We start from the raw sequence: 21,257 nt of genomic DNA, 5'->3' as shown, positions 1-21,257 counted from the left end.
AATTATCTGATTATCTATTTTAAAGAGCGACACCGCACACGTTGTGCGGCTGAGGTCGTGTATAATACAGGGTATTTGTATCTATGCAACCATTTTACAAACAAATAAACACGACAGTAACAAAAAAAGCCACTGCGCGAATCAGCAACAGTGGCTTTTTAATATAGCCTCGTTAAAAATCGACTATTTTATTTCAAGGGCTTGCGCTTCAATTTTCGCTTTCCATTCCGCAGGGCCTGTAATGTGTACAGACGTCCCCATAGTATCCACTGCTACCGTGACTGGCATATCGACAACATCAAATTCGTAGATAGCCTCCATCCCTAACTCTGGAAAAGCCACCACATCTGCTTTTTTGATCGCTTTAGACACCAAATAAGCCGCACCACCAACCGCCATAAGGTAAACAGCGCCAAACTCTTTAATTGCCTCAATGGCGACAGAACCACGCTCGGACTTCCCAATCATGCCAAGCAAGCCCGTTTTATCCAAAATAGTGCGAGTAAACTTATCCATGCGCGTCGCCGTCGTTGGACCCGCAGGACCTACCGCTTCATCTCTTACTGGATCTACAGGACCTACGTAGTAGATGAAACGACCTTTAAGGTCAACAGGAAGTTCTTCGCCGTTAGCCATCATCTCAACCATTTTCTTATGGGCGGCATCACGACCCGTCAGCATTTTGCCATTTAACAAAATCGTTTCGCCAGGCTGCCATTCCTTGACCTGCTCAGGTGTAATCGTGTTTAAATCTACTCGACGAACACTCTCACCCACTTCCCAAGTAATTTCTGGCCAATCATCCAATGACGGTGGAACTAAATCTGCAGGACCAGAACCGTCAAGCACAAAATGCGCATGACGAGTAGCCGCACAGTTAGGAATCATAGCAACAGGTAAAGAAGCGGCATGCGTTGGATAATCCATGATTTTCACATCAAGAACCGTTGTTAAACCACCAAGGCCTTGCGCACCAATACCTAAATTATTCACTGCATCAAAAATCGCCAGTCGAAGCTCTTCAACACGAGTTTGAGGACCACGAGCTTTCAATTCGTGAATATCAATTGGCTCCATCAAAGATTCTTTTGCCATCACCATGGCTTTCTCTGCAGTTCCACCAACACCTATCCCAAGCATACCTGGAGGACACCAACCCGCGCCCATAGTAGGAACTGTTTTTTTCACCCATTCAACGATATCATCAGAAGGATTCAACATGGCGAGTTTGGATTTATTCTCAGAACCACCACCTTTAGCAGCCACATGAACCTCAACCGTATCACCAGGCACGACCTCCATGTGAATCACGGCAGGTGTATTGTCTTTGGTGTTTTTACGAGCACCAGCAGGATCAGCAAGAATAGAAGCGCGTAATACGTTATCCGGATGAAGATAAGCACGACGCACACCCTCATTAATCATATCAGTGACGCTTCTTGTACTCTCCCATTGCACATTCATCCCTATCTTGATAAATACAGTAACAATGCCGGTATCCTGACAGATTGGACGCTTACCTTCTGCACACATACGAGAGTTAATAAGAATTTGCGCCATCGAATCCTTCGCAGCCTTACTTTCTTCTCGCTCGTAAGCTTCATGTACTGCTTTTACAAAATCCAAAGGGTGGTAATAAGAGATAAACTGCAACGCGTCTGCCACGCTGTCAATCAAATCATCTTCTTTAATAATGCTCATGCTTCTCTCCTGCCGAGTATCACGATTAAGTCGAAAACGAAATGGTAAAAGAAGCAGCCCTGCAAGGAAAGCATTAAGGTAAGTTTTAGAAAAATATACCCCTCATCAATCAAATGAATGAGGGGTATATGTAAAAAGTGAGTGCGCTTCGTCTTGGTATTATTAACGACTGGCTTTTTGCCCTCTATCAGACTTTGGTTTTTGCACTGAGTGCTGAATGTACTCTTCTAGAATTTGAGCAGTAAATTTTTCACGTTCGGGCAAGGAAGTTATTCTCTCTGCCTCCCAATTAATCAAACGAATAAAAACCGAATATTTTTTAATGAATCCATAGCCGATATCACGAACACCGATATCATTCGACTCCATTAGGTAGATCGCTTGCTCAAGATTTTTCTGAGTCTCAAACTGACCACCTTCACTCGCCGCAATTAACAAACGCTGAATGTGCTGAATCGGGTTTTCAGACGTTCTCGTACTTTTTTTGGTCAAGCTCGAGGCCAAAAACTTATCTAACATTTTTTCCGTGTGAGACTCTCGCTCATGCACATCCGAAATAAGCGCAGACTCACGTTCTAGAAGCCGAATAAACAAACTTTTATTTTGAATATCAGAAAACTCTAAATCTTTCAGAGATAAGCCGTTATCACTCATAATGGAGATAACTTTTTCATACGAGGCTGGAGCATCCTCTTCAGCTGAAGCCGCCGAGACTAGATGTCGGCGCAGATCGTGCATAATCTTTGCCGCTCGATAATCCTCCTTACGTTGAAGGTGCTGCTTATACGACTCCTTATTTTTTAGCAAAGTTTGATTAATTGCCTCATAGCTCTGTACCGCTTCTTGCTCCTCTCGCAATCGCGACATCCTAGCCTTAGAACAAGACTCTTCCCAGGCTTCATACGCTTTTGCGCGAGCCTGGAAAGCTCGCTCTATGGCTTCTTCAAAACTTTGCTCTATTCGGGCTCGCTTAGCACGCTCTTGCACCTCCTCCTGCTCATACTTATAACGATGATTTTTCTTTGTTTGCAAATTCTCTTGTGCTAATAAAAGCTGAACATTAAGCGCCTCGATGTCCGTTTGAATCTTAGCTTCATCAAAATCAGCCAATTTTTCACACACTTTTGACCAATAAACATCTTCAGAAAAAGGCACAGCAGGATCGCTCGCAGCATATTGCGTTTTTAATGTTTCAGTGAATTGATGACTGTCTGGACGAAATGCTTTAGTGGCATTAATAACATTGTCATTGGAGGTGAAATTGGCTGTCGCACTCTCATGGAAAGAAAACTTCTCTTGAAACTCAGCTCTCGTTTTTAGTGTTGGCGATCCGGCATTGGTATCATCGGAAACGTGACTGGTCATTTTAGCCTCGGCATTAAAACCACTTCCCTTCATCTCAAAAGGAGGTTGAACATCTTCGCTGCAAGTCTTTTTATCAGCCTCGCTCTTCTCTGAACCACATGCAGGTTTTGACGGGTCAAACCCTGTCAAGTCCATATCATCAAGAATGGTACGAGCAGATTCATAAGCACGACTTGGATCGCTACTTTTTTCACTAAAACGACGCTCATATACAGAACCTTCAGTTGATGGCTTAACAACGGACTCTTTGACATAGCGCGGCGCCCCACCACCCCAACTGACTCGATAAAGCATTGAGCGATCACACAACTGCAAAATAGGTAGCTCCCGTTGAGCCACCTGATACTGCCGAATCAACGACTCCGCATGACGCAGCGCCATAACAGATTCACTGACGTTTGTTGAAGTTGCTAAGTTCAACAACTTAACAACCTTTTGTATGGCCTTCTTCCTTTTGCTCATGCTCATAAGACACATTCCAGCTGGCTAAATTTTAATCAGAAATGATACGAATTTAGGCCAATCTTTCAATAATAAAGTTCAGCCCCATCGCTCGGTAATGTTAAATCGTCGCTTAGTAATGACTGGACTTTAAGCAAGATCTCAGCCAAGTTTTCATTGGTGTAAGGAATCGACTTCAATTTTCCCCAAACCGGATCAGGCCAGCAAGGATCTGACTTATAGCGAACAATGTGATGAAGATGCAATTGCGACACCTGATTCCCCAAGGCGGCAACATTAAGCTTTGTTGCGGAAAAAGCGTCATGAAGCGCTTCCGCCAAGAGGCAACTTTCTGCCATCATTTGCAGCCTATCTTCATCAACCAGCTGATAGATTTCTGACACATCATTTCTCTGAGGAACGAGAATAAACCAAGGGAACTGTGAATCATTCATTATTCTTAGCTGACACAGCGGAAAGTGCCCAATGAGGATAGTATCGCGCTCTAGCACGGAATTTAACTCAAACATCTTTTATCTCCCTATTTACAAAAAAGGCTTTCATAAGCACTATAGCAACCTGTTTTTTAAAACCCTTAAAGACTTGGAGCCCGCATGACTGATATGCAATGTGCTGTGGATGCACAGGCAAAATTAGCCGAATGTCCTCGATGGGACGAGCGAACTCAGACGCTCTATTTTGTCGATATAGATTCTTTCATACTATACGCTTACGACACAAAATCAAAAAACCTTTTAAAACGTGAATTTAGTGAAGAGATTGGTTGCTTTTCTCTTGATGAGCATAGCGGCTTCATAGCCGCATTCCGTTCTGGCGTGTATACGTTTAAAGATTTTACAGACGAATTAAAGCCCTACTGGCTGGCTACTTACGACCAAACAACCACGCGATTCAATGATGGACGTTGCGATGCAATGGGGCGTTTTTTTGCTGGCACAATGTATGCACCGAAAGACGCTTTTCGTGGTGCCTTACACCAGTTTAGTCACGGAAAGGAAACACTGATTGACCAAGCTGCCTGGACATCAAATGGTCTAGCTTTCTCCCCTGATAATAAAACCATGTACTATTCCGACACCCCGAATCATATTGTCTATCAATTTGATTATGATCTTAAAACAGGCGCGGCGACGAATAAGCGTATTTTCATTGAATTTCCACGTGGTAATGGTCGCCCTGATGGTGCTGCCGTTGACAGTGAAGGCAACTATTGGTCCGCTCTTTATCAAGGACAACGTATCGTCAAAATAAGCCCAGAGGGCGAGATTCTTGAAGAACACCCAGTGCCTGCCATCTATCCAACCATGGTCGCTTTTGGCGGACCAGAAATGAAAACTCTTTTTGTTTCTACTTGCCGCGGAGCACATACCAAAGAGGAATTAGAACAGTTCCCACAAGCAGGTGGCATCTTTGCATTAGAAACGAACGTCAAAGGACAAATTGAGCCCCGTTTCGCCGGCTAAGACACGAATAGCGGCAATTTGATTTTTAACCTCCAATTTTTTAAGATATTGATACTATTATGCGCGCAAGCAACTATTTATTTTCAACATTACGTGACGCTCCAACAGACGCGGTCGTTACCAGCCATCAACTCATGGTTAGAGCTGGCATGATTCGCCAGATTTCGAAAGGCCTTTACACTTGGCTACCTACTGGCTTAAAAGTTTTCCGCAAAGTCGAAAACATCGTTCGCGATGAAATGGAAAAAGCCGGAGCACTTGAGGTTATGATGCCCGCCGTTCAGCCAGCGGAATTGTGGCAAGAAACCGGGCGCTGGCAGAAATATGGCCCTGAACTCCTTCGTTTACAAGACAGACACGGAAGAGACTACTGCGTTGGACCAACGCACGAAGAGGTCATCACAGAACTCGCACGCAATGAGCTCACAAGCTACAAGCAATTGCCTATCAATTTTTTCCAGATTCAAACCAAATTCCGCGATGAAGTGCGACCACGCTTTGGTGTCATGCGCTCGCGTGAGTTCTGCATGAAAGACGCCTATTCTTTTCATGTTGGCGCTGAATCACTACAACAAACCTATGATGTCATGCACCAAGCATACTGCAATGTGTTTGATCGCATTGGTTTAGACTACCGTCCAGTTCGTGCTGACACTGGCAGTATTGGTGGTGCCTATTCGCACGAATTCCATGTACTGGCCGACTCTGGTGAAGATGACATTGCGTTCAGTGACTCGTCGGATTTCGCAGCAAATATTGAGCTGGCTGAAGCCATTTGTCTAAAAGAAAAAGCCGACGCACCCACTCAAGAGATTGCAGAAGTTTTTACACCTGATTGCAAGACCATAGCAAAAGTGGCCGAGTTCTTAACATTAGACGTCACTAGCACAGTAAAAACCATGCTAGTGAAAGCCATTGATCAAGATAATCAGCCATCAATCGTTGCCTTAGTACTTCGTGGCGACCATAACATCAATGAAATCAAGGTGGAAAAACTGGCAGGCATAGTTGTGCCATTTGAATTTGCCGATGAAGCTGACATCATTGCCAAAATAGGCTGTGCACCAGGCTCAATTGGTCCAAAAGGCTTAGCAGAAAAAGGCATTCGTGTTATCGCCGACCGATCTGCCGCAGTAATGTCTGATTTCTGTGCTGGCGCAAATAAAGACGACTACCACTTTACCGGCTTAAACTGGGAGCGTGACTGCGCCACCTTCGAAATAGCAGACATTCGCAATGTTGTAGAAGGTGACCCTTCACCAGACGGTCAAGGCACCATTGTGATCAAACGCGGCATCGAAGTCGGCCATATTTTCCAACTTGGCCAACAGTACGCCGAAGCCCTTAAAGCGACAGTTCTTGATGAAAATGGTAAGGCCCAAGTCATGCATATGGGCTGTTATGGTATTGGTGTTTCTCGTATCGTTGCTGCCGCCATCGAACAAAACTTTGATGAGAAAGGGATTTTATGGCCAGAAAGTATCGCGCCATTTGACATTGCCATTGTCGCAATGAATTACGACAAATCAGAGGCCGTTCGCACAGAGTGCGACCGTCTGTATGCCGAATTAAAATCAAAAGGCTTAGATGTATTACTGGACGACCGTAAAGAACGACCAGGCGTTAAATTCGCTGACTGCGAACTGCTAGGCATCCCACATCGTTTAGTGGTAGGCGATAAAGGCCTTGAAAAAGGAACACTGGAGTACAAATACCGCAAAGCAGGCGAAAACGAAGACATCGCCATAGCGGATGCAGTCGATTTTATTTTAAGCAAGAAATAACATCGTCAAGGCTGATAGAACTCCGCGCTTCTATCAGCCTTTGTTATACCCACCAAAAATGGAATCCCGCATGACCACTATTTACCATAATCCTCGCTGCTCTAAATCGCGACAAACCTTGCAACTTCTCGAAGAAAACAATATTCAACCTACGATTCGTTTGTATTTGCAAGACCCACCAAATCTAGAAGAAATCAAAACACTTGTTAGCCAGCTCGCAATAACACCGATTGCCCTCATACGCACAAAAGATGCTCTTTTCAAAGAGCTTGGTCTGAGTAAAAACTCAACAGACGAAGAATGCCTGCACGCTATGCATGCCCACCCCATTTTAATAGAACGCCCCATCGTCATACACAACAACACAGCCAAAATTGGCCGACCACCTGAAGATGTTTTGACCTTATTTAATTAACAAGGAGCTACGAGAATGACCCAGTTGCCCTACGTATTAGTTTTATTTTACAGCCGTCACGGCTCCGTCTCCGAAATGGCAAAATACATCGCTCGCGGCGTCAATAGAGTCAGTGGTGTAGAAGCTAAAATACGACAAGTACCCAACGTTGCAGACACCACAACCATTGCTTCTCCCGCCCTACCCGATGACGGAGCACCTTACTGCACATTAGAAGAACTTGCTGACTGCTCCGGCCTTGCAATGGGATCGCCCTCCTATTTTGGTAGCATGGCTGCGCCACTGAAGCACTTTCTTGATCAGACATCGACCTTGTGGCTAACAGGCCAATTAATAGATAAACCAGCGTGTGGCTTTACCAGTGCCAGCACCATGCACGGCGGGCAAGAACAATGCATTCATAGTATGATGACGCCGTTGCTGCATCACGGCATGGTATGGGTCGGCCTATCTTACAAGCATAAAGAACTGATACACACATCAGCAGGTGGAACACCTTATGGCGCCAGCCATCTTGCCAACAGCACAAATGAAACCACCCTAACCGATGATGAGAAAGCGCTCTGCGAAGCGCAAGGCAAGCGCATTGCTGAAATGACGCTTAAACTACAAAAGTCTGTGTAATATTTCCCTAAAGCAGTAAAACCAAAAAGCCGCAATCCATAGCGCTAGATCGCGGCTTTTTTAATTTTCAAACACATCTTATGTAATCAACACACAAATAATGCACGTGCAAACAACTAGTGCCTAGGCAATTCAACGTCTTTAAACAAAAGCTCCACGTCTTGTCGGTTGCCTGCTTCCATGGCCGCCATGACAACATCTTTTGTTAAGTGGGGCGCAAATGATTCAATAAATTTGTACATATAACCGCGAATAAAGGTATTGCTTCGAATACCAATTTTAGTACAACTGTCTGCAAACAAATGGGAAGCATCTAATGCAACTAAATCCGCATCTTGTTCTACATCGTGAGCCATGGAAGCCACAATGCCCACACCAAGCCCTAGTCGAACATACGTTTTAATCACATCAGAATCCGCGGCAGTAAATACCACGTTGGGTTTTAATTCAGCCTCTTGGAAGGCTTCATCCAATTGAGATCGCCCCGTAAAGCCGAACACATAAGTAACAATCGGATATTCAGCCAAAGCCGCCAAGGTCAAGGTGCCTATACTGGCCAGAGGATGGTCTTTAGGCACCACAACAGAACGGTTCCATGTGTAACAAGGCAACATAACCAGATTACCAAATAGCTCAAGCGCTTCCGTGGCAATCGCAAAATCCACCACGCCATCATTGGCCATTTCAGCAATTTGCATTGGCGTACCTTGATGCATATGAAGACTCACTTCTGGATAACCATCAATAAACTGATTGATGACTTTGGGAAGGGCATATCGCGCTTGAGTGTGCGTAGTTGCAATATCCAACGACCCCTTGCGTTCGTCACTGAACTCTTTAGCAACTCGCTTGATATTGAGCGTCTGATTAAGCACTTCACCCGCTAAGGCAATGATCTTTTCGCCTGCCGGTGTCACATGCGTAAGATGTTTACCACTGCGAGCAAACACCTCAACACCAAGCTCGTCTTCTAACAGGCGAATTTGCTTACTGACACCGGGCTGCGATGTGTACAAACTTTGCGCCGTGGCTGACACATTTAAGTCATGACGCGCCACTTCCCATATGTATCTGAGTTGTTGTAACTTCATCCTAAGCCTTATTCGAAAAAGAGTTAAAAAAGAGAAAAAATATTACCTTATAGAATAGTGAAAAAACTGCCTTCTTACCAGTGCAGATACCTAGCAAAGAAACCACTGCCAACCTATTTTAGACAGTCGCCTGATAAAAAACTAAAACCGCTATACAGGAACCCGCTCATTACTTAGCCATATTGAATAAAATGGCGCCGAAATCCACGCTAAATTAGCAAAAATTCGTTATCTAGCGGTTCATTCAAAAGGAAAAACGCGATATTGTTAAAGGCTATACATTAAAAGCAAAAAGCAGGATACCCCGCAATGAGTAACAAGCGTCTTGAAGACTTAAATATTGCCTCTTTTACCTCTTTGGTAACACCGAGCACGTTAAAAACAGAGCTGCCAGTCACTGAAAACATCAGCAGCCATGTAGCGGAATCCCGCGAAATCATTAAAAACATCATGGATGGAAAAGATCACCGCCTTGCCATTGTCATAGGCCCCTGTTCAATCCACGACCCGAAAGCCGCCCTTGATTATGCTACTCGCCTAAAAGCACTTTCAGAAAAACTAGACGACACATTGTTTATCATCATGCGCGCCTACTTTGAAAAACCACGCACCACTGTCGGTTGGAAAGGCTTGATCAATGATCCCAATCTTGATGGCACGTTTGACATAGATAAAGGCATTAGAATTGGGCGCAAATTACTGATTGATTTAGCAGAGCTGGGTCTTCCACTTGCAACAGAAGCATTAGACCCGATTTCACCACAATACATCCAAGACCTCATCAGTTGGTCTGCCATTGGTGCACGCACAACCGAATCTCAAACCCATCGCGAAATGGCGTCTGGCTTATCGGGGCCTGTTGGCTTTAAAAATGGAACAGATGGTGGATTAACGGTCGCCGTTAACGCTATGCAATCCGTTTCTCATCCACATTCTTTTCTAGGTATCAATGAAAGTGGAGAAGTCAGCATAGTCAACACAAAAGGCAACGCTTACGGTCACCTCGTTTTACGTGGTGGTAATGGCTTGCCAAATTACGATGCAAAAAATATTGCGTTGAGTGAAGAAGCACTAACCTCAGCCAACTTAAAACACAACATCATGGTTGATTGTTCGCACGAGAACTCAAATAAGAAACCAGAACGTCAAGTAACCGTTGCCGAGGATTCAACTCAGCAAATCCTTGATGGCAACCAGTCTATTATGGGACTCATGATTGAAAGTAATATTGGCTGGGGAAATCAGAAAGTACCAGCTAATTTAATTGATCTAGAGTACGGTGTTTCCATCACTGATGCATGCATTGACTGGGAAACAACGGAAAAGACCCTGACAAATATGGCAAATGCTTTGCGCGATGTCCTTCCAAAACGCCAACGCAGCTAAGCACTAATGAAGATAAAAAAAGGGGGGATTGCCTAACGGCAACTCCCCTTTTTTAAACCCTTTACTCTGCAATCTCTTTTACATTAACCAGAAATCTTAATTACATAAAGGCATTGTCTGTTACAGTGTGGTCTGTTGAATCCTTGACGGCCGTCAAACCAGGCACTTTTTCTAGAAGCGTCTTTTCAACGCCTTCTTTGAGGGTTAAATCTACAGCGCTGCAACCCTGACAACCACCGCCAAACTTCAAGATAGCAACCTTACCATCAACTATTTCAATCAAGCTGACTTCACCGCCGTGGGCGGCCAAACCAGGATTGATATCGGAATAAAGAACATAATTGACTTGATCTTCTATCGGACTATCCGAAGTGACTTTTGGCATTTTCGCATTAGGGGCTTTAATGGTTAACTGGCCACCCATTTTTTCTGCGGTGTAATCAACATAGGCTTCATCCAAAAAATTCACAGAGTTTTTTTCTATGTAAACTTTTAATTTTGGCAAATTGAGTATTTCATCCGTCGCATTGACTTCGTCTGGACGGCAATATGCTAGACATGTCTCGGCATGAGGTGTGCCAGGTTGCTGTATAAAAATTCTTACGGCAATACCCTCAACTCCCTGTTTTTCAAGTAAAGAAGCAAGGTATTCCTGGGCGCCATCGGTAATCGTAATATTCATAATAACCCTTTTCAAAACTGCTGAACGATCAATTAGGCATATATTACAGGAGATATTCAGCAAAGCCAAAGACCAAGTAAAGAAGTAGGGTATTTTTCCTACTTCAGCCACATTAAGCATTCATCACTCAGCTTGACGAATAAGCCTTATTAGGAAAACCCCTAAAGATATAGATAAATATTCATTTTTAGAATAAAGGATATTTGCTAGTATGCTTCTTACTATAAATAATCTATCAACCATGGTTCACACTATATGTATCAATACGACGCCATTGATCAACAACTTGTCTCAGAGCGTGTTGCACAGTTTCGCGACCAGACTCGCCGCTACCTTAACAAAGAACTCAGTGAGCAAGAATTTCTACCATTACGTTTACAAAATGGACTGTATGTTCAGCGCTATGCGCCCATGCTACGAATTGCTATTCCTTACGGCATGCTTTCAAGCACACAACTGCGCAAATTGGCTGACATCAGCTGCCGCTACGACAGGTCCTATGGGCACTTCAGTACCCGTCAAAATTTACAACTGAACTGGCCTAAAATAGAAGATGTTCCTGATATATTAGCGGAATTAGCCGACGTGGAAATGCACGCCGTCCAAACCAGTGGTAACTGCATACGCAACACCACAACAGACCAATATGCAGGTGTTATTTCTGATGAAGTGGTAGACCCTCGACCCTATTGCGAGCTTATACGCCAATGGTCTACGTTCCATCCTGAATTTGCCTTTCTTCCTCGCAAATTTAAAATTGCAGTGAACGCAACCGACTCTGCAGACCGTGCCGCTACTCAAGTGCATGACATAGGTTTACACATCAAGAAAAACGAAGCGGGTGACATTGGCTTCAAAGTTATCGTTGGTGGTGGACTGGGTCGTACACCCATGGTTGGTGTCACCATTAGTGATTTTATTCCTCGCGCCGATTTATTAACGTATCTCGATGCCATCATTCGTGTTTACAACCAACACGGTCGTCGTGACAATAAATACAAAGCACGTATAAAAATACTAGTGAAAGCCTTGGGGATTGAAGAGTTCCGTTACCGTGTAGATGCTGAATGGGCTCACCTACGTGGCAAAGAAAGCACAGTCCCAATGAGTGAATTCGAACGTCTACAGAGCTTCTTTTCAGAGCCTGACTATGCTTCTTTAGAAAATAACCCTGATAGCTTAACCGCTAAACTTAGTGAGAGTGTTGGCTTCGCACGCTGGTACGAACGCAACACCTTTGAGCACAAAAAACCGGGTTACCGTATTGTCACCTTAACGCTGAAAAAAGCGGGCCAAGCTCCTGGTGATGCGACAGCAGAACAAATGCAAAAAGCCGCAGACCTTGCCGATCGCTTTAGTTTCTCAGAATTACGCGTGAGCCACGAGCAAAACCTTGTATTGGCTGATGTTCGCCAAGATCAACTGGTTGATTTGTGGGAAGCGGCAAAAGAAAGTGGTTTTGCAACGCCAACTCTCGGCCTGTTGACAGACATGATTTGTTGCCCAGGAGGTGATTTCTGCGCGTTGGCAAATGCCAAATCCATTCCAATCGCGGCACAAATTCAAGAAACCTTTAACGACCTAGATTACTTGTATGACCTAGGCAACATAGACTTGAATATTTCAGGCTGCATGAACGCCTGCGGTCACCACCACGTTGGTAATATCGGTATTCTCGGGGTAGATAAAAAAGGGGAAGAATTTTATCAAATATCGATTGGAGGCGCCTCAGGCCATGACGCCAGTATTGGCAAAATTCTTGGCCCATCCTTTGCTCAAGAAGACATTAGTAGCGTCATTCAGAAGCTGATGAACGTCTATGTCGAATATCGCTATGAAGACGAGCGCTTTATTGACACTTACCGCCGCGTTGGCATCACACCATTCAAAGAGGCCGCTTATGCCAAAGCTAATTAAAAACGGGGAAATCGTCAACGATACATATGTGTGGTCTCAAGACCCTGAAGAAACACCGACGACAAACAGCATAATAGCCGCTCAGAAATGGCTAGCAGATAAAGATACGCTTGAGACAAAAGTCGCTGGCATCTGGATAGAAGCAGGTGACGGTGTTGATTTTTTAGAAGGTATCGATGTCAATCAATTTGACATGATTGGCGTTCACTTCCCTGCTTTTGCCGATGGTAGAGGCTTTAGTTATGCACGATTACTACGTGAAAGACATGGGTTCAAAGGAGATATAAGAGCACTCGGTCAATTTATCCCAGATCAATTGGGCTATTTATTGCGTGTCGGCTTTAGCAGCTTTCAGTTCAATGAAAATGTGGATTTGGAAAAAGCATTGCTTCTACACAAACCTTTTTCAGTCGCTTATCAAGGTGATGTAGCAGACCCAAGACCCTTGTTCTTACGTCGCTAAGCAAAAAATCATACTTAACCCTCAGAAAAGGCCATCACGATGGCCTTTTCTATTGCTTAATATTCCTCTCATGATTATCGTATTGAGTAAATAAAGTGATTGATTGTTAAAGGAACTTAACGTGTCTAATAAAAAAATGATTGGCCTTACCTTAGGACTTATTCTGACGGCTGCAGCAGAAGCCTCAACTGTCTATATTTCTGATGTGCAGTTCGTGGCTATTAGAGAAGGCATGGACAACGCCACAAGAGCCGTTGAAAGAGGATTGAAAAGCGGTACTCCTCTTCAGGTGCTAGAGCAAAGTCAAGGCTACACCAAGGTTCTAACACCAAGTGGAAATGAAGGCTGGGTTGCAGATTATTTTCTTAGTGAAGACATGGTTACAAGAGATCAACTTGATCAGCTTCAGCAAGAACTTAATAAAAGTAAGCAAGATGTGACACTCATCTCAAACGATTTGAGCCGTTCAAATCAGAAGATTACCGACCTAGAGAATGCCAACGCGACAATGCAGCAAAGAAATAACGCCTTAGAAGCACAATTACAGGAAGCCTCCGAACTCTCTCAACGAGCACAAGCCATTGTCGCTAACAATGACGATGTCAGCTATCAACTAGCTAGCCTAAAACAGCAAGCCGACGCTGCAAAACAATATGCTGAGAACTTGCAAGACACAACTCAACAAAAATGGTTCATTCTAGGTGCCGCTACCCTGTTTGGTGGATTATTGCTGGGCACCATTCTCCCCATGTTGAGACGTAAAAAAACCAGCTCGGGAAGATGGTCATAACCCAATAAACGAGTAATTCATACCAGCCCCATTTTTGTATTAGGCACTGAACAGCGTTACACATCTAGGTAAGAGTCTAAATGAGAACACAATTAATTGTTAATTCTCATTTAGACTCTTTAATGCATAAAAAAACCATTTAAACTGACTTCAATCAATATAAGATTTCTTTTAGAGCGTCAAAAAACACTGCTGAACTTTCCAGAAGAGCCTAGGTTATCAATCAAGCGCATCTATCAACCAAACCAAGATGAGGCAAATTTCGAGATTGCGCCTCCGCCCCCTTTCTTTAAGCATATAAAATATAATAGAATAGCGCGAAATACCTGGCTAGAAAGAAGAAAAGCCCTGTATACTAATGCGCAAATTTCGTCCTAACTTATTTAGAGTAATGTAATGGCTGACTTATCAAAATACAGAAACATCGGTATTTTTGCTCACGTTGACGCGGGTAAAACTACCACTACAGAACGTATTCTTAAACTGACCGGTATGATCCACAAGATCGGTGAAGTTCATGAAGGCGAATCTACTACGGACTTCATGGAACAAGAAGCTGAACGTGGTATCACCATTCAGTCTGCGGCTGTAACTTGTTTCTGGAAAGATCACCGCTTTAACGTTATCGACACACCTGGACACGTTGACTTCACAGTAGAAGTATACCGTTCACTGAAAGTTCTTGATGGCGGTATCGGTGTATTTTGTGGTTCTGGCGGTGTAGAGCCACAGTCAGAAACTAACTGGCGCTATGCGAACGATTCTGAAGTATCTCGTCTTATTTTCGTAAACAAATTAGACCGTCTAGGTGCTAACTTCTTCCGTGTAACAGAACAAGTACAAAAAGTACTAGGCGCTGTTCCACTAATCATGGTTCTACCAATCGGAACTGAAGATCAGTTCTCTGGTGTTGTTGACCTTCTATCTCGTAAAGCGTACATCTGGGATGATTCTGGCCAGCCAGAAAACTACAGTATCGAAGACGTTCCTGCTGACATGGAAGAGATCGTTGAAGAATACCGTGAAAAGCTTCTAGAAACTGCTGTTGAGCAAGACGACGACGTTATGATGGCTTATATGGATGGCGAAGAGCCTTCTATGGAAGACCTAAAACGTTGTATCCGTAACGGTACTCGTGACCTTGCGTTCTTCCCAACATACTGTGGTTCTGCTTTCAAAAACAAAGGCATGCAGCTTCTTCTTGACGCTGTTATCGATTACCTACCAAGCCCAACTGACGTAATTCCTCAAGATCTTACTGATGAAGAAGGTAATCCAAACGGCAAGAAAGCAATCGTCTCTGCTGACGAGCCATTCCGAGCTCTTGCGTTTAAAATCATGGATGACCGTTTTGGTGCCCTTACTTTCGTACGCGTATACTCAGGCGTATTGAACAAGGGTGATACTATCCTTAACAGCTTCACGGGCAAAACTGAGCGTGTTGGCCGCATGGTAGAAATGCAAGCAAACGACCGTAAAGAAATCAGTACTGCACAAGCTGGCGATATACTAGCAATCGTTGGTATGAAAAACGTACAAACTGGTCACACGCTTTGTGATCCTAAACACGAATGTACGCTTGAAGCGATGGTTTTCCCTGAGCCAGTTATATCTATCTCTGTTACACCTAAAGACAAAGGTGGTAACGAGAAGATGGGTATTGCGATTGGTAAGATGGTTGCAGAAGATCCAACGTTCCGCGTTGAAACTGATATTGATTCTGGCGAAACCATCCTTAAAGGCATGGGCGAACTTCACCTAGACATCAAAGTTGATATCTTGAAACGTACTTACGGCGTAGATCTAATCGTTGGTCAACCACAGGTTGCTTACCGTGAAACTATCACTAAGAACGTTGAAGATACTTACACACACAAGAAACAATCTGGTGGTTCTGGTCAGTTCGGTAAAATCGACTACCGCATCAAACCAGGTGAAGTGGGTTCTGGCTTCAAGTTCACGTCTTCTGTTGTGGGCGGTAACGTACCAAAAGAGTTTTTCCCTGCAGTAGAGAAAGGCTTTAAGTCTATGATGGAACAAGGTGTTCTAGCAGGCTTCCCTGTACTAGACGTTGAAGTTGAATTGTTTGACGGTGGATTCCACGCGGTTGACTCTTCTGCTATTGCCTTCGAAATCGCAGCTAAAGGCGCTTTCCGTCAGTCAATTCCAAAAGCGGGTCCACAGTTGATCGAACCAATCATGAAAGTGGATGTGTTCACTCCTGATGACCACGTTGGTGATGTTATCGGTGACTTGAACCGTCGTCGCGGCATGATCAAAGACCAAGAGAAAGGTTTGACTGGTGTTCGCATCAAGGCAGACGTTCCTCTATCTGAAATGTTTGGTTACATCAGTACTCTACGTACAATGACTTCTGGTCGTGGTCAGTTCTCTATGGAGTTCTCTCACTACCTACCATGTCCTTCTAACGTAGCGGAAACTGTTATTGCCGCTGTGAAAGAAAAGAAAGAAAGAGAAAAGAAATAATTTTTAAATCTCTTTTAGTCTAATAAAAACCCGATGCATATCGCATCGGGTTTTTTGCTTTCAGGCACTCCAGAAAACACCGTTTCAAAAAAAGCGCCGAAGCACTTTTTTACTGTAGCAAGGTACATCAACCCAAGGCGTTAAAACGGTACTGGATACTCTTTAAAGACAGTCATAATGTCTTTAAGCGCCTCTTCTGATAATACCAACTCAAAAGCGGCCATATCCTCTTTCAACTGACTCAGAGAGGTTGCACCTATGATAGTAGAACTCACACCATCGACCTGATCGCACCATGCCAAAGCCAATTGAGCTGGCGTAATACCGTGATTTTTAGCTACCTCAAGATAGGCTGTTACGGCTTTCTCAACATGCGGGGTATCACGAAAAATACCGTTACGTTGTGCATAGCTCCAACGACTCCCTTCAGGCCTAGCGCCACCAAGGTATTTTCCTGTTAACGCGCCTGCAGCAAGTGCAGACCAAGGCAAATAAGCCACATCCTCATGCACACAATTCTCAATCAAATAAGGCCAATCTTTTGCATGCAATAAGCTGAATTCATTTTGAATAGAAGCAACTCGTGGTAAGCCATGCTGATCGCTTAAACGGATGTACTCATTAATACCCCAAGTCGTATCATCCGATAAACCAAAATGACGAATCTTACCCGCTTTGACACACTTATCTATGCCCTGCAATATGTCCAGCATTTGTGCAGACTGAGCCTTGCGATCAAGATCGGTAAAAGAAATATCGCCAGGAAAATGCTTGGCAAAATGAGGGGTCGATCGATTCGGCCAGTGCAATTGATAAAGGTCGATATAATCTGTTTTTAAGCGCTTTAAAGAAGCCTCTACAGAGGAAACAATAGACTCCCCCGTTATCGGGCCACCCTTTCGAATATAGCTCAGACCAGGTCCTGCTATCTTAGTTGCCAGCACAAACTCCTGACGACGTGAAGAATGACGAGACAACCAATCCCCTATAATGGTTTCCGTCTTGCCATAAGATTCGGCATTGGGCGGGATAGAGTACATTTCTGCCGTATCCATAAAATTCACACCATTTGCCAAAGCGTATTCTATTTGCACATCTGCATCGGCCTGCGTATTTTGTGTACCCCACGTCATGGTTCCCAAACAAACACGAGAAACCTTTAGTCCAGTTCGGCCTAGTGGAACATATTTCATAACATCAATCCTTCCGTACAATTCAAGACTACAATGAAACAGCAATCGCTGATTTCTCTATAATACACGAAGCAGCTTGATTGCCTATTTTTCGATATTATTCTTCTGTCAGCAAATTTTCGTATCGCTCATCGGTTATTGTTTTAAGAAAGGCCACAATCGCATCGACTCGCTGATCCGATAAAGCAGGTGCTTTTTGCAAACTGGCAAAATCAATATTGTCCGCAACCTCTGGCTCAGCCCAAGGCTGCCCCGTTTCAGGGTTAATTCGTCGAGTTGGATTGTTATATTTGTCATAAAAAAGCACAACAGTGCGCAGATCAGAGAAAACACCGTTATGCATGTAGGGCCCTGTAACCGCCACATTACGCAAAGAAGGAACTTTGAACTTACCTGCGTGCATCGGATCATTGACCGCTGAGTTGTCCAATAGACCGAGATCTTTCTTGTAACCATCATAAGCCAACAGCGCAGGGTTAGCCGGCACACCAATATTGCGGTATTCGTAATTAGTGAAGGTCTCTTGAGCATTCATAGGAGAGCGATTTAACTGGTGACAAGCATTACAATTTGTAAATTGTTGAGAGAAAAACAAGGTTTTACCAAGCTCTTCTTCTGGTGAAAGAGTCACTTCACCACGAAGTGCACGATCGTATTTTGAATCAAATGGCATAAACAACGTCGTTTTTTCAAAAGTGGCGATAGCATTCGTAATAGCCGCTAACCCTTTGTCCGCTTCCTCAAGTACGCCCTCACCATATTGCTCATTAAACATGATTTCGTATTGAGGATTTTCTTTCACACGCTCGATTAATGCGGCAGCGCTAGGCAGCGCCATCTCAAGGGGATTTAAAAAAGGCCCTGCTGCTTGCTGCGTCAACCCTGACGCCCTACCATCTAAAAATTGCCCACCTCGATACCCGCCATTTGCCATACGGTGAAATGCAGGAGAAAAAGCAGCGTACCCAGCGGAAGGCGCATTGCGCCCGCCCATGGACACGCCATCGCTACCAATGGAAACAGCGCCCAATAGGCCGTCCTTACGATTATCAACAAACGCATTGTCAATGCTATGACAAGTGGCACAGGACTGATTACGGGCCATAGAAAGATTGGTATCAAAAAACAACTGCGAACCAAGCAAGGCTTTTGGATCAGTCAGCGGAAGAGGTAACTCGACAGCAGCACTTGAGGATTCTACGCTCGATGTGACATTAGAATCACTGCACGCAACCAAAAATAAAGCCGTTAAACACACACCAACAGACACACGCGTCATGTACAACCACACAAATTAACCGTTATTTAGTTTATGCGGTAAATCATACACCCGACATGGTGATCAGTAAATTAATGATAATCACTATTATTAAATAAATGATCAATAAAAAAACCCAACCAAGACATACATCAACATCTTGATTGGGTCATATGAAACTGCTGTCAAATTCAACCGTTAATTTTGCTCTGGTAGCGTGACATTAAGTTCTAATATTGAACAGTCGTCCGTATTATCAAGCTGAATCTGCACATCGTTATTGCCAATGTTGACGTACTTACGAATCACATCAATGATTTCTTGCTGCATTTGCGGCAAATAATCCGGCTGCTGTCGTTTACTACGCTCGTGCGCCACAATAATCTGCAGGCGATCCTTGGCGACTGAGGCAGAACTTGGTGCATTTTTCGTTTTAAAATAATCAAAAATTCCCACTCTAACCCCCTAACAAGCGTTTAATAAAACCTTTCTTCTGAACCTCTAAGAAACGCAAAGGACGCTCCTCTCCCATCAAACGATCCACCGCGTCCATATAGGCTAAACCAGCTTCTGATTCAGTATCCAAGATCACCGGTGTACCTTGGTTAGACGCTTTTAAGACCGCTTCAGACTCTGGAATGACGCCAAGCAAAGGGATCGCCAATATATCTTCAACGTCCGCCACGCTAAGCATTTCACCTGATGCAACACGTCCAGGATGATAACGTGTTAGTAGAAGATGCTCCTCTATAGGCTCTTTACCGCCCTCTGCTCGTTTGGACTTGCTTTGCAATATACCTAAAATTCGATCGGAATCACGTACCGATGAAACTTCTGGGTTAGTAACAACAATCGCGGTATCTGCAAAGTACAGCGCCATTTGAGCGCCTTTCTCAATACCTGCTGGAGAATCACAGATAATATAATCGAATTCTTTGCTGAGCTCCTGAAGCACCTCTTCAACACCTTCAATCGTCAGCGCATCTTTGTCGCGAGTTTGTGATGCCGGTAATATATACAAGCCTTTAGTACGCTTGTCTTTGATCAGCGCCTGAGACAAGGTGGCTTCTTTATTGATCACGTTTACAAAATCATAAACAACACGACGCTCACAGCCCATGATCAAGTCTAGGTTACGCAAACCCACATCAAAATCGATGATAACCGTTTTATGTCCTTTTAATGCAATACCAGTCCCAATTGCAGCACTCGACGTGGTCTTACCAACACCGCCTTTGCCTGAGGTGACTACTATAATCTTTGCCAATGCCGTATCCCCCGGTGACTTCATTCCAAAATCACCTAATTAATAGATTAAATACCCTAAAGCGGTACAATTTCCAAGCTATCGTCAACTAATAGCACTTGCGCGCCATCTTTCCAAACAATATTTTGCAGCGCATCGCTCAACATAAAATTACCCGCAATGGAAACCAGCTCTGCTTCCATGCTTTTACAAAAAATTCTTGCCTCAGTATCGCCCTTCACGCCCGCTAAGGCTCGACCTCGCAATGCGCCATAAACATGGATGTTACCATCGGCTAACACTTCCGCGCCCGCACTCACTTGAGCCAATATAATCAAGTCCCCTTCAGCATAAACCTGCTGACCAGAACGAATTGGCTTGGTAATGACCTTAGCGGCCTGTGGTACTAAACGCTCTTCCACCACAGTTTTCACCACCACATCGGGTGAAGGCTCTTCTTTTAAAGGCAATGGAGGACTGATCGGCCGAGCTTTACTCGCAGGCAACAGAGGGATGGTCACAGACGCCCCCCACACAGGCGTACTGTCAGGATCACAACGCCATCCAATAACGCCAAGCCCCAATGAGCTCACTGACTTTATCAGCGTCTCAAACTGATCCAGCGTAATACCACGCTTCATCTTCGAAATATCAATAATGATCGGCGCTTGATTAAAAAAATGCGGAACCTGATCAATCTTTTCTTTTAGATGAAAAAGGATGTCATCTAATGAAAAGGTTTGAACTTCAAGTAAAATCGTTGTTACAACGCTCCCTTTAAGTCGGAAGCCAGAGTCTGTCATGAAGCATGTCCTTTTTGAGTGCTTTAAAAGGCTTTAAATATAAAAATCATCATGAAATATTCACATATGCCCAATAGATCTATTCTATCAAGCTTCACAATTAATTAAAGCCGCAAAAATAGTGTCT

The 21,257-nt window shown here is 44.0% G+C and carries 19 protein-coding genes; 9 read left to right on the top strand and 10 right to left on the bottom strand.

Going from position 1 to position 21,257, the window contains the following annotated elements; genetic code table 11:
* Window positions 1-183: 183 nt before the first annotated feature.
* From EBI00_RS12585 to EBI00_RS12575, 3 genes are all read right to left on the bottom strand, one after another.
* Window positions 184-1,701, bottom strand: coding sequence for a fumarate hydratase (locus EBI00_RS12585; RefSeq protein ID WP_123096285.1), 1,518 nt, complete (start codon window positions 1,699-1,701; stop codon window positions 184-186).
* Window positions 1,702-1,863: 162 nt separating this feature from the next.
* Window positions 1,864-3,534, bottom strand: coding sequence for a DUF2786 domain-containing protein (locus EBI00_RS12580; protein WP_123096284.1), 1,671 nt, complete (start codon window positions 3,532-3,534; stop codon window positions 1,864-1,866).
* Between the two features lie 59 nt (window positions 3,535-3,593).
* The gene (locus tag EBI00_RS12575) at window positions 3,594-4,037 is read right to left on the bottom strand and encodes an HIT domain-containing protein (RefSeq protein ID WP_123096283.1); all 444 of its coding nucleotides are present in this window, start codon (window positions 4,035-4,037) and stop codon (window positions 3,594-3,596) included.
* Between the two features lie 84 nt (window positions 4,038-4,121).
* Here EBI00_RS12575 and EBI00_RS12570 point away from each other — a divergent pair, with 84 nt between their 5' ends.
* From EBI00_RS12570 to wrbA, 4 genes are all read left to right on the top strand, one after another.
* Window positions 4,122-4,991, top strand: a complete 870-nt coding sequence (locus EBI00_RS12570) for an SMP-30/gluconolactonase/LRE family protein (protein WP_123096282.1) — start codon at window positions 4,122-4,124, stop codon at window positions 4,989-4,991.
* Window positions 4,992-5,050: 59 nt separating this feature from the next.
* Window positions 5,051-6,775, top strand: coding sequence for a proline--tRNA ligase (locus tag EBI00_RS12565; protein WP_123096281.1), 1,725 nt, complete (start codon window positions 5,051-5,053; stop codon window positions 6,773-6,775).
* A 70-nt stretch (window positions 6,776-6,845) separates the two neighbouring features.
* On the top strand, window positions 6,846-7,190 hold the full coding sequence (gene arsC / locus EBI00_RS12560) for an arsenate reductase (glutaredoxin) (protein WP_123096280.1): 345 nt from the start codon (window positions 6,846-6,848) through the stop codon (window positions 7,188-7,190).
* Window positions 7,191-7,205: 15 nt separating this feature from the next.
* A complete protein-coding gene (gene wrbA, locus EBI00_RS12555) occupies window positions 7,206-7,814 on the top strand; it encodes an NAD(P)H:quinone oxidoreductase (RefSeq protein ID WP_123096279.1) in 609 nt (202 codons plus the stop codon).
* A gap of 116 nt (window positions 7,815-7,930) precedes the next feature.
* Here the strand turns inward: wrbA and cysB are convergent, their stop codons facing one another.
* Entirely contained in the window at window positions 7,931-8,905 is a 975-nt protein-coding gene (gene cysB / locus EBI00_RS12550) for an HTH-type transcriptional regulator CysB (protein ID WP_123096278.1), read from the bottom strand.
* A 309-nt stretch (window positions 8,906-9,214) separates the two neighbouring features.
* Between cysB and EBI00_RS12545 the strand changes: the two genes are divergently transcribed.
* Window positions 9,215-10,291: a 3-deoxy-7-phosphoheptulonate synthase gene (locus EBI00_RS12545; RefSeq protein WP_123096277.1), complete on the top strand. Its 1,077-nt coding sequence runs from the start codon at window positions 9,215-9,217 to the stop codon at window positions 10,289-10,291.
* A 100-nt stretch (window positions 10,292-10,391) separates the two neighbouring features.
* Here the strand turns inward: EBI00_RS12545 and nfuA are convergent, their stop codons facing one another.
* On the bottom strand, window positions 10,392-10,973 hold the full coding sequence (gene nfuA, locus EBI00_RS12540; protein ID WP_123096276.1) for a Fe-S biogenesis protein NfuA: 582 nt from the start codon (window positions 10,971-10,973) through the stop codon (window positions 10,392-10,394).
* Window positions 10,974-11,228: 255 nt separating this feature from the next.
* Here nfuA and EBI00_RS12535 point away from each other — a divergent pair, with 255 nt between their 5' ends.
* The 4 genes from EBI00_RS12535 to fusA all read left to right on the top strand — a co-directional run bounded on the left by EBI00_RS12535 (window position 11,229) and on the right by fusA (window position 16,630).
* A complete protein-coding gene (locus EBI00_RS12535; protein ID WP_123096275.1) occupies window positions 11,229-12,890 on the top strand; it encodes a nitrite/sulfite reductase in 1,662 nt (553 codons plus the stop codon).
* Window positions 12,874-13,353: a DUF934 domain-containing protein gene (locus tag EBI00_RS12530; RefSeq protein ID WP_123096274.1), complete on the top strand. Its 480-nt coding sequence runs from the start codon at window positions 12,874-12,876 to the stop codon at window positions 13,351-13,353. The genes EBI00_RS12535 and EBI00_RS12530 overlap by 17 nt, the downstream gene beginning before the upstream one ends.
* A gap of 121 nt (window positions 13,354-13,474) precedes the next feature.
* Window positions 13,475-14,143, top strand: a complete 669-nt coding sequence (locus EBI00_RS12525) for a TIGR04211 family SH3 domain-containing protein (RefSeq protein WP_123096273.1) — start codon at window positions 13,475-13,477, stop codon at window positions 14,141-14,143.
* A 396-nt stretch (window positions 14,144-14,539) separates the two neighbouring features.
* Window positions 14,540-16,630, top strand: a complete 2,091-nt coding sequence (fusA, locus tag EBI00_RS12520) for an elongation factor G (protein WP_123096272.1) — start codon at window positions 14,540-14,542, stop codon at window positions 16,628-16,630.
* A gap of 140 nt (window positions 16,631-16,770) precedes the next feature.
* On the opposite strand, the gene EBI00_RS12515 is transcribed toward fusA, so the two are convergent.
* The 5 genes from EBI00_RS12515 to minC all read right to left on the bottom strand — a co-directional run bounded on the left by EBI00_RS12515 (window position 16,771) and on the right by minC (window position 21,130).
* The gene (locus tag EBI00_RS12515) at window positions 16,771-17,823 is read right to left on the bottom strand and encodes an aldo/keto reductase (RefSeq protein WP_123096271.1); all 1,053 of its coding nucleotides are present in this window, start codon (window positions 17,821-17,823) and stop codon (window positions 16,771-16,773) included.
* Window positions 17,824-17,920: 97 nt separating this feature from the next.
* On the bottom strand, window positions 17,921-19,102 hold the full coding sequence (locus tag EBI00_RS12510) for a cytochrome-c peroxidase (RefSeq protein ID WP_123096270.1): 1,182 nt from the start codon (window positions 19,100-19,102) through the stop codon (window positions 17,921-17,923).
* Between the two features lie 177 nt (window positions 19,103-19,279).
* On the bottom strand, window positions 19,280-19,537 hold the full coding sequence (gene minE / locus EBI00_RS12505) for a cell division topological specificity factor MinE (protein WP_123096269.1): 258 nt from the start codon (window positions 19,535-19,537) through the stop codon (window positions 19,280-19,282).
* A gap of 1 nt (window position 19,538) precedes the next feature.
* Window positions 19,539-20,348, bottom strand: coding sequence for a septum site-determining protein MinD (gene minD, locus EBI00_RS12500; RefSeq protein WP_123096294.1), 810 nt, complete (start codon window positions 20,346-20,348; stop codon window positions 19,539-19,541).
* Between the two features lie 56 nt (window positions 20,349-20,404).
* Window positions 20,405-21,130, bottom strand: a complete 726-nt coding sequence (minC, locus tag EBI00_RS12495; protein ID WP_123096268.1) for a septum site-determining protein MinC — start codon at window positions 21,128-21,130, stop codon at window positions 20,405-20,407.
* Between the last annotated feature and the right edge of the window lie 127 nt (window positions 21,131-21,257).

It is taken from the genome of Marinomonas hwangdonensis, from assembly GCF_003721245.1.
Taxonomy (GTDB): domain Bacteria; phylum Pseudomonadota; class Gammaproteobacteria; order Pseudomonadales; family Marinomonadaceae; genus Marinomonas; species Marinomonas hwangdonensis.
This window is presented reverse-complemented; position numbering and strand designations above follow the sequence as displayed.

Coding starts and splice junctions, on each gene's coding strand:
- EBI00_RS12585 (WP_123096285.1), bottom strand. CDS start 1,701: ATGAGCATTATTAAAGAAGATGATTTGATTGACAGCGTGGCAGACGCG.
- EBI00_RS12580 (WP_123096284.1), bottom strand. CDS start 3,534: ATGAGCATGAGCAAAAGGAAGAAGGCCATACAAAAGGTTGTTAAGTTG.
- EBI00_RS12575 (WP_123096283.1), bottom strand. CDS start 4,037: ATGTTTGAGTTAAATTCCGTGCTAGAGCGCGATACTATCCTCATTGGG.
- EBI00_RS12570 (WP_123096282.1), top strand. CDS start 4,122: ATGACTGATATGCAATGTGCTGTGGATGCACAGGCAAAATTAGCCGAA.
- EBI00_RS12565 (WP_123096281.1), top strand. CDS start 5,051: ATGCGCGCAAGCAACTATTTATTTTCAACATTACGTGACGCTCCAACA.
- arsC (WP_123096280.1), top strand. CDS start 6,846: ATGACCACTATTTACCATAATCCTCGCTGCTCTAAATCGCGACAAACC.
- wrbA (WP_123096279.1), top strand. CDS start 7,206: ATGACCCAGTTGCCCTACGTATTAGTTTTATTTTACAGCCGTCACGGC.
- cysB (WP_123096278.1), bottom strand. CDS start 8,905: ATGAAGTTACAACAACTCAGATACATATGGGAAGTGGCGCGTCATGAC.
- EBI00_RS12545 (WP_123096277.1), top strand. CDS start 9,215: ATGAGTAACAAGCGTCTTGAAGACTTAAATATTGCCTCTTTTACCTCT.
- nfuA (WP_123096276.1), bottom strand. CDS start 10,973: ATGAATATTACGATTACCGATGGCGCCCAGGAATACCTTGCTTCTTTA.
- EBI00_RS12535 (WP_123096275.1), top strand. CDS start 11,229: ATGTATCAATACGACGCCATTGATCAACAACTTGTCTCAGAGCGTGTT.
- EBI00_RS12530 (WP_123096274.1), top strand. CDS start 12,874: ATGCCAAAGCTAATTAAAAACGGGGAAATCGTCAACGATACATATGTG.
- fusA (WP_123096272.1), top strand. CDS start 14,540: ATGGCTGACTTATCAAAATACAGAAACATCGGTATTTTTGCTCACGTT.
- EBI00_RS12515 (WP_123096271.1), bottom strand. CDS start 17,823: ATGAAATATGTTCCACTAGGCCGAACTGGACTAAAGGTTTCTCGTGTT.
- EBI00_RS12510 (WP_123096270.1), bottom strand. CDS start 19,102: ATGACGCGTGTGTCTGTTGGTGTGTGTTTAACGGCTTTATTTTTGGTT.
- minC (WP_123096268.1), bottom strand. CDS start 21,130: ATGACAGACTCTGGCTTCCGACTTAAAGGGAGCGTTGTAACAACGATT.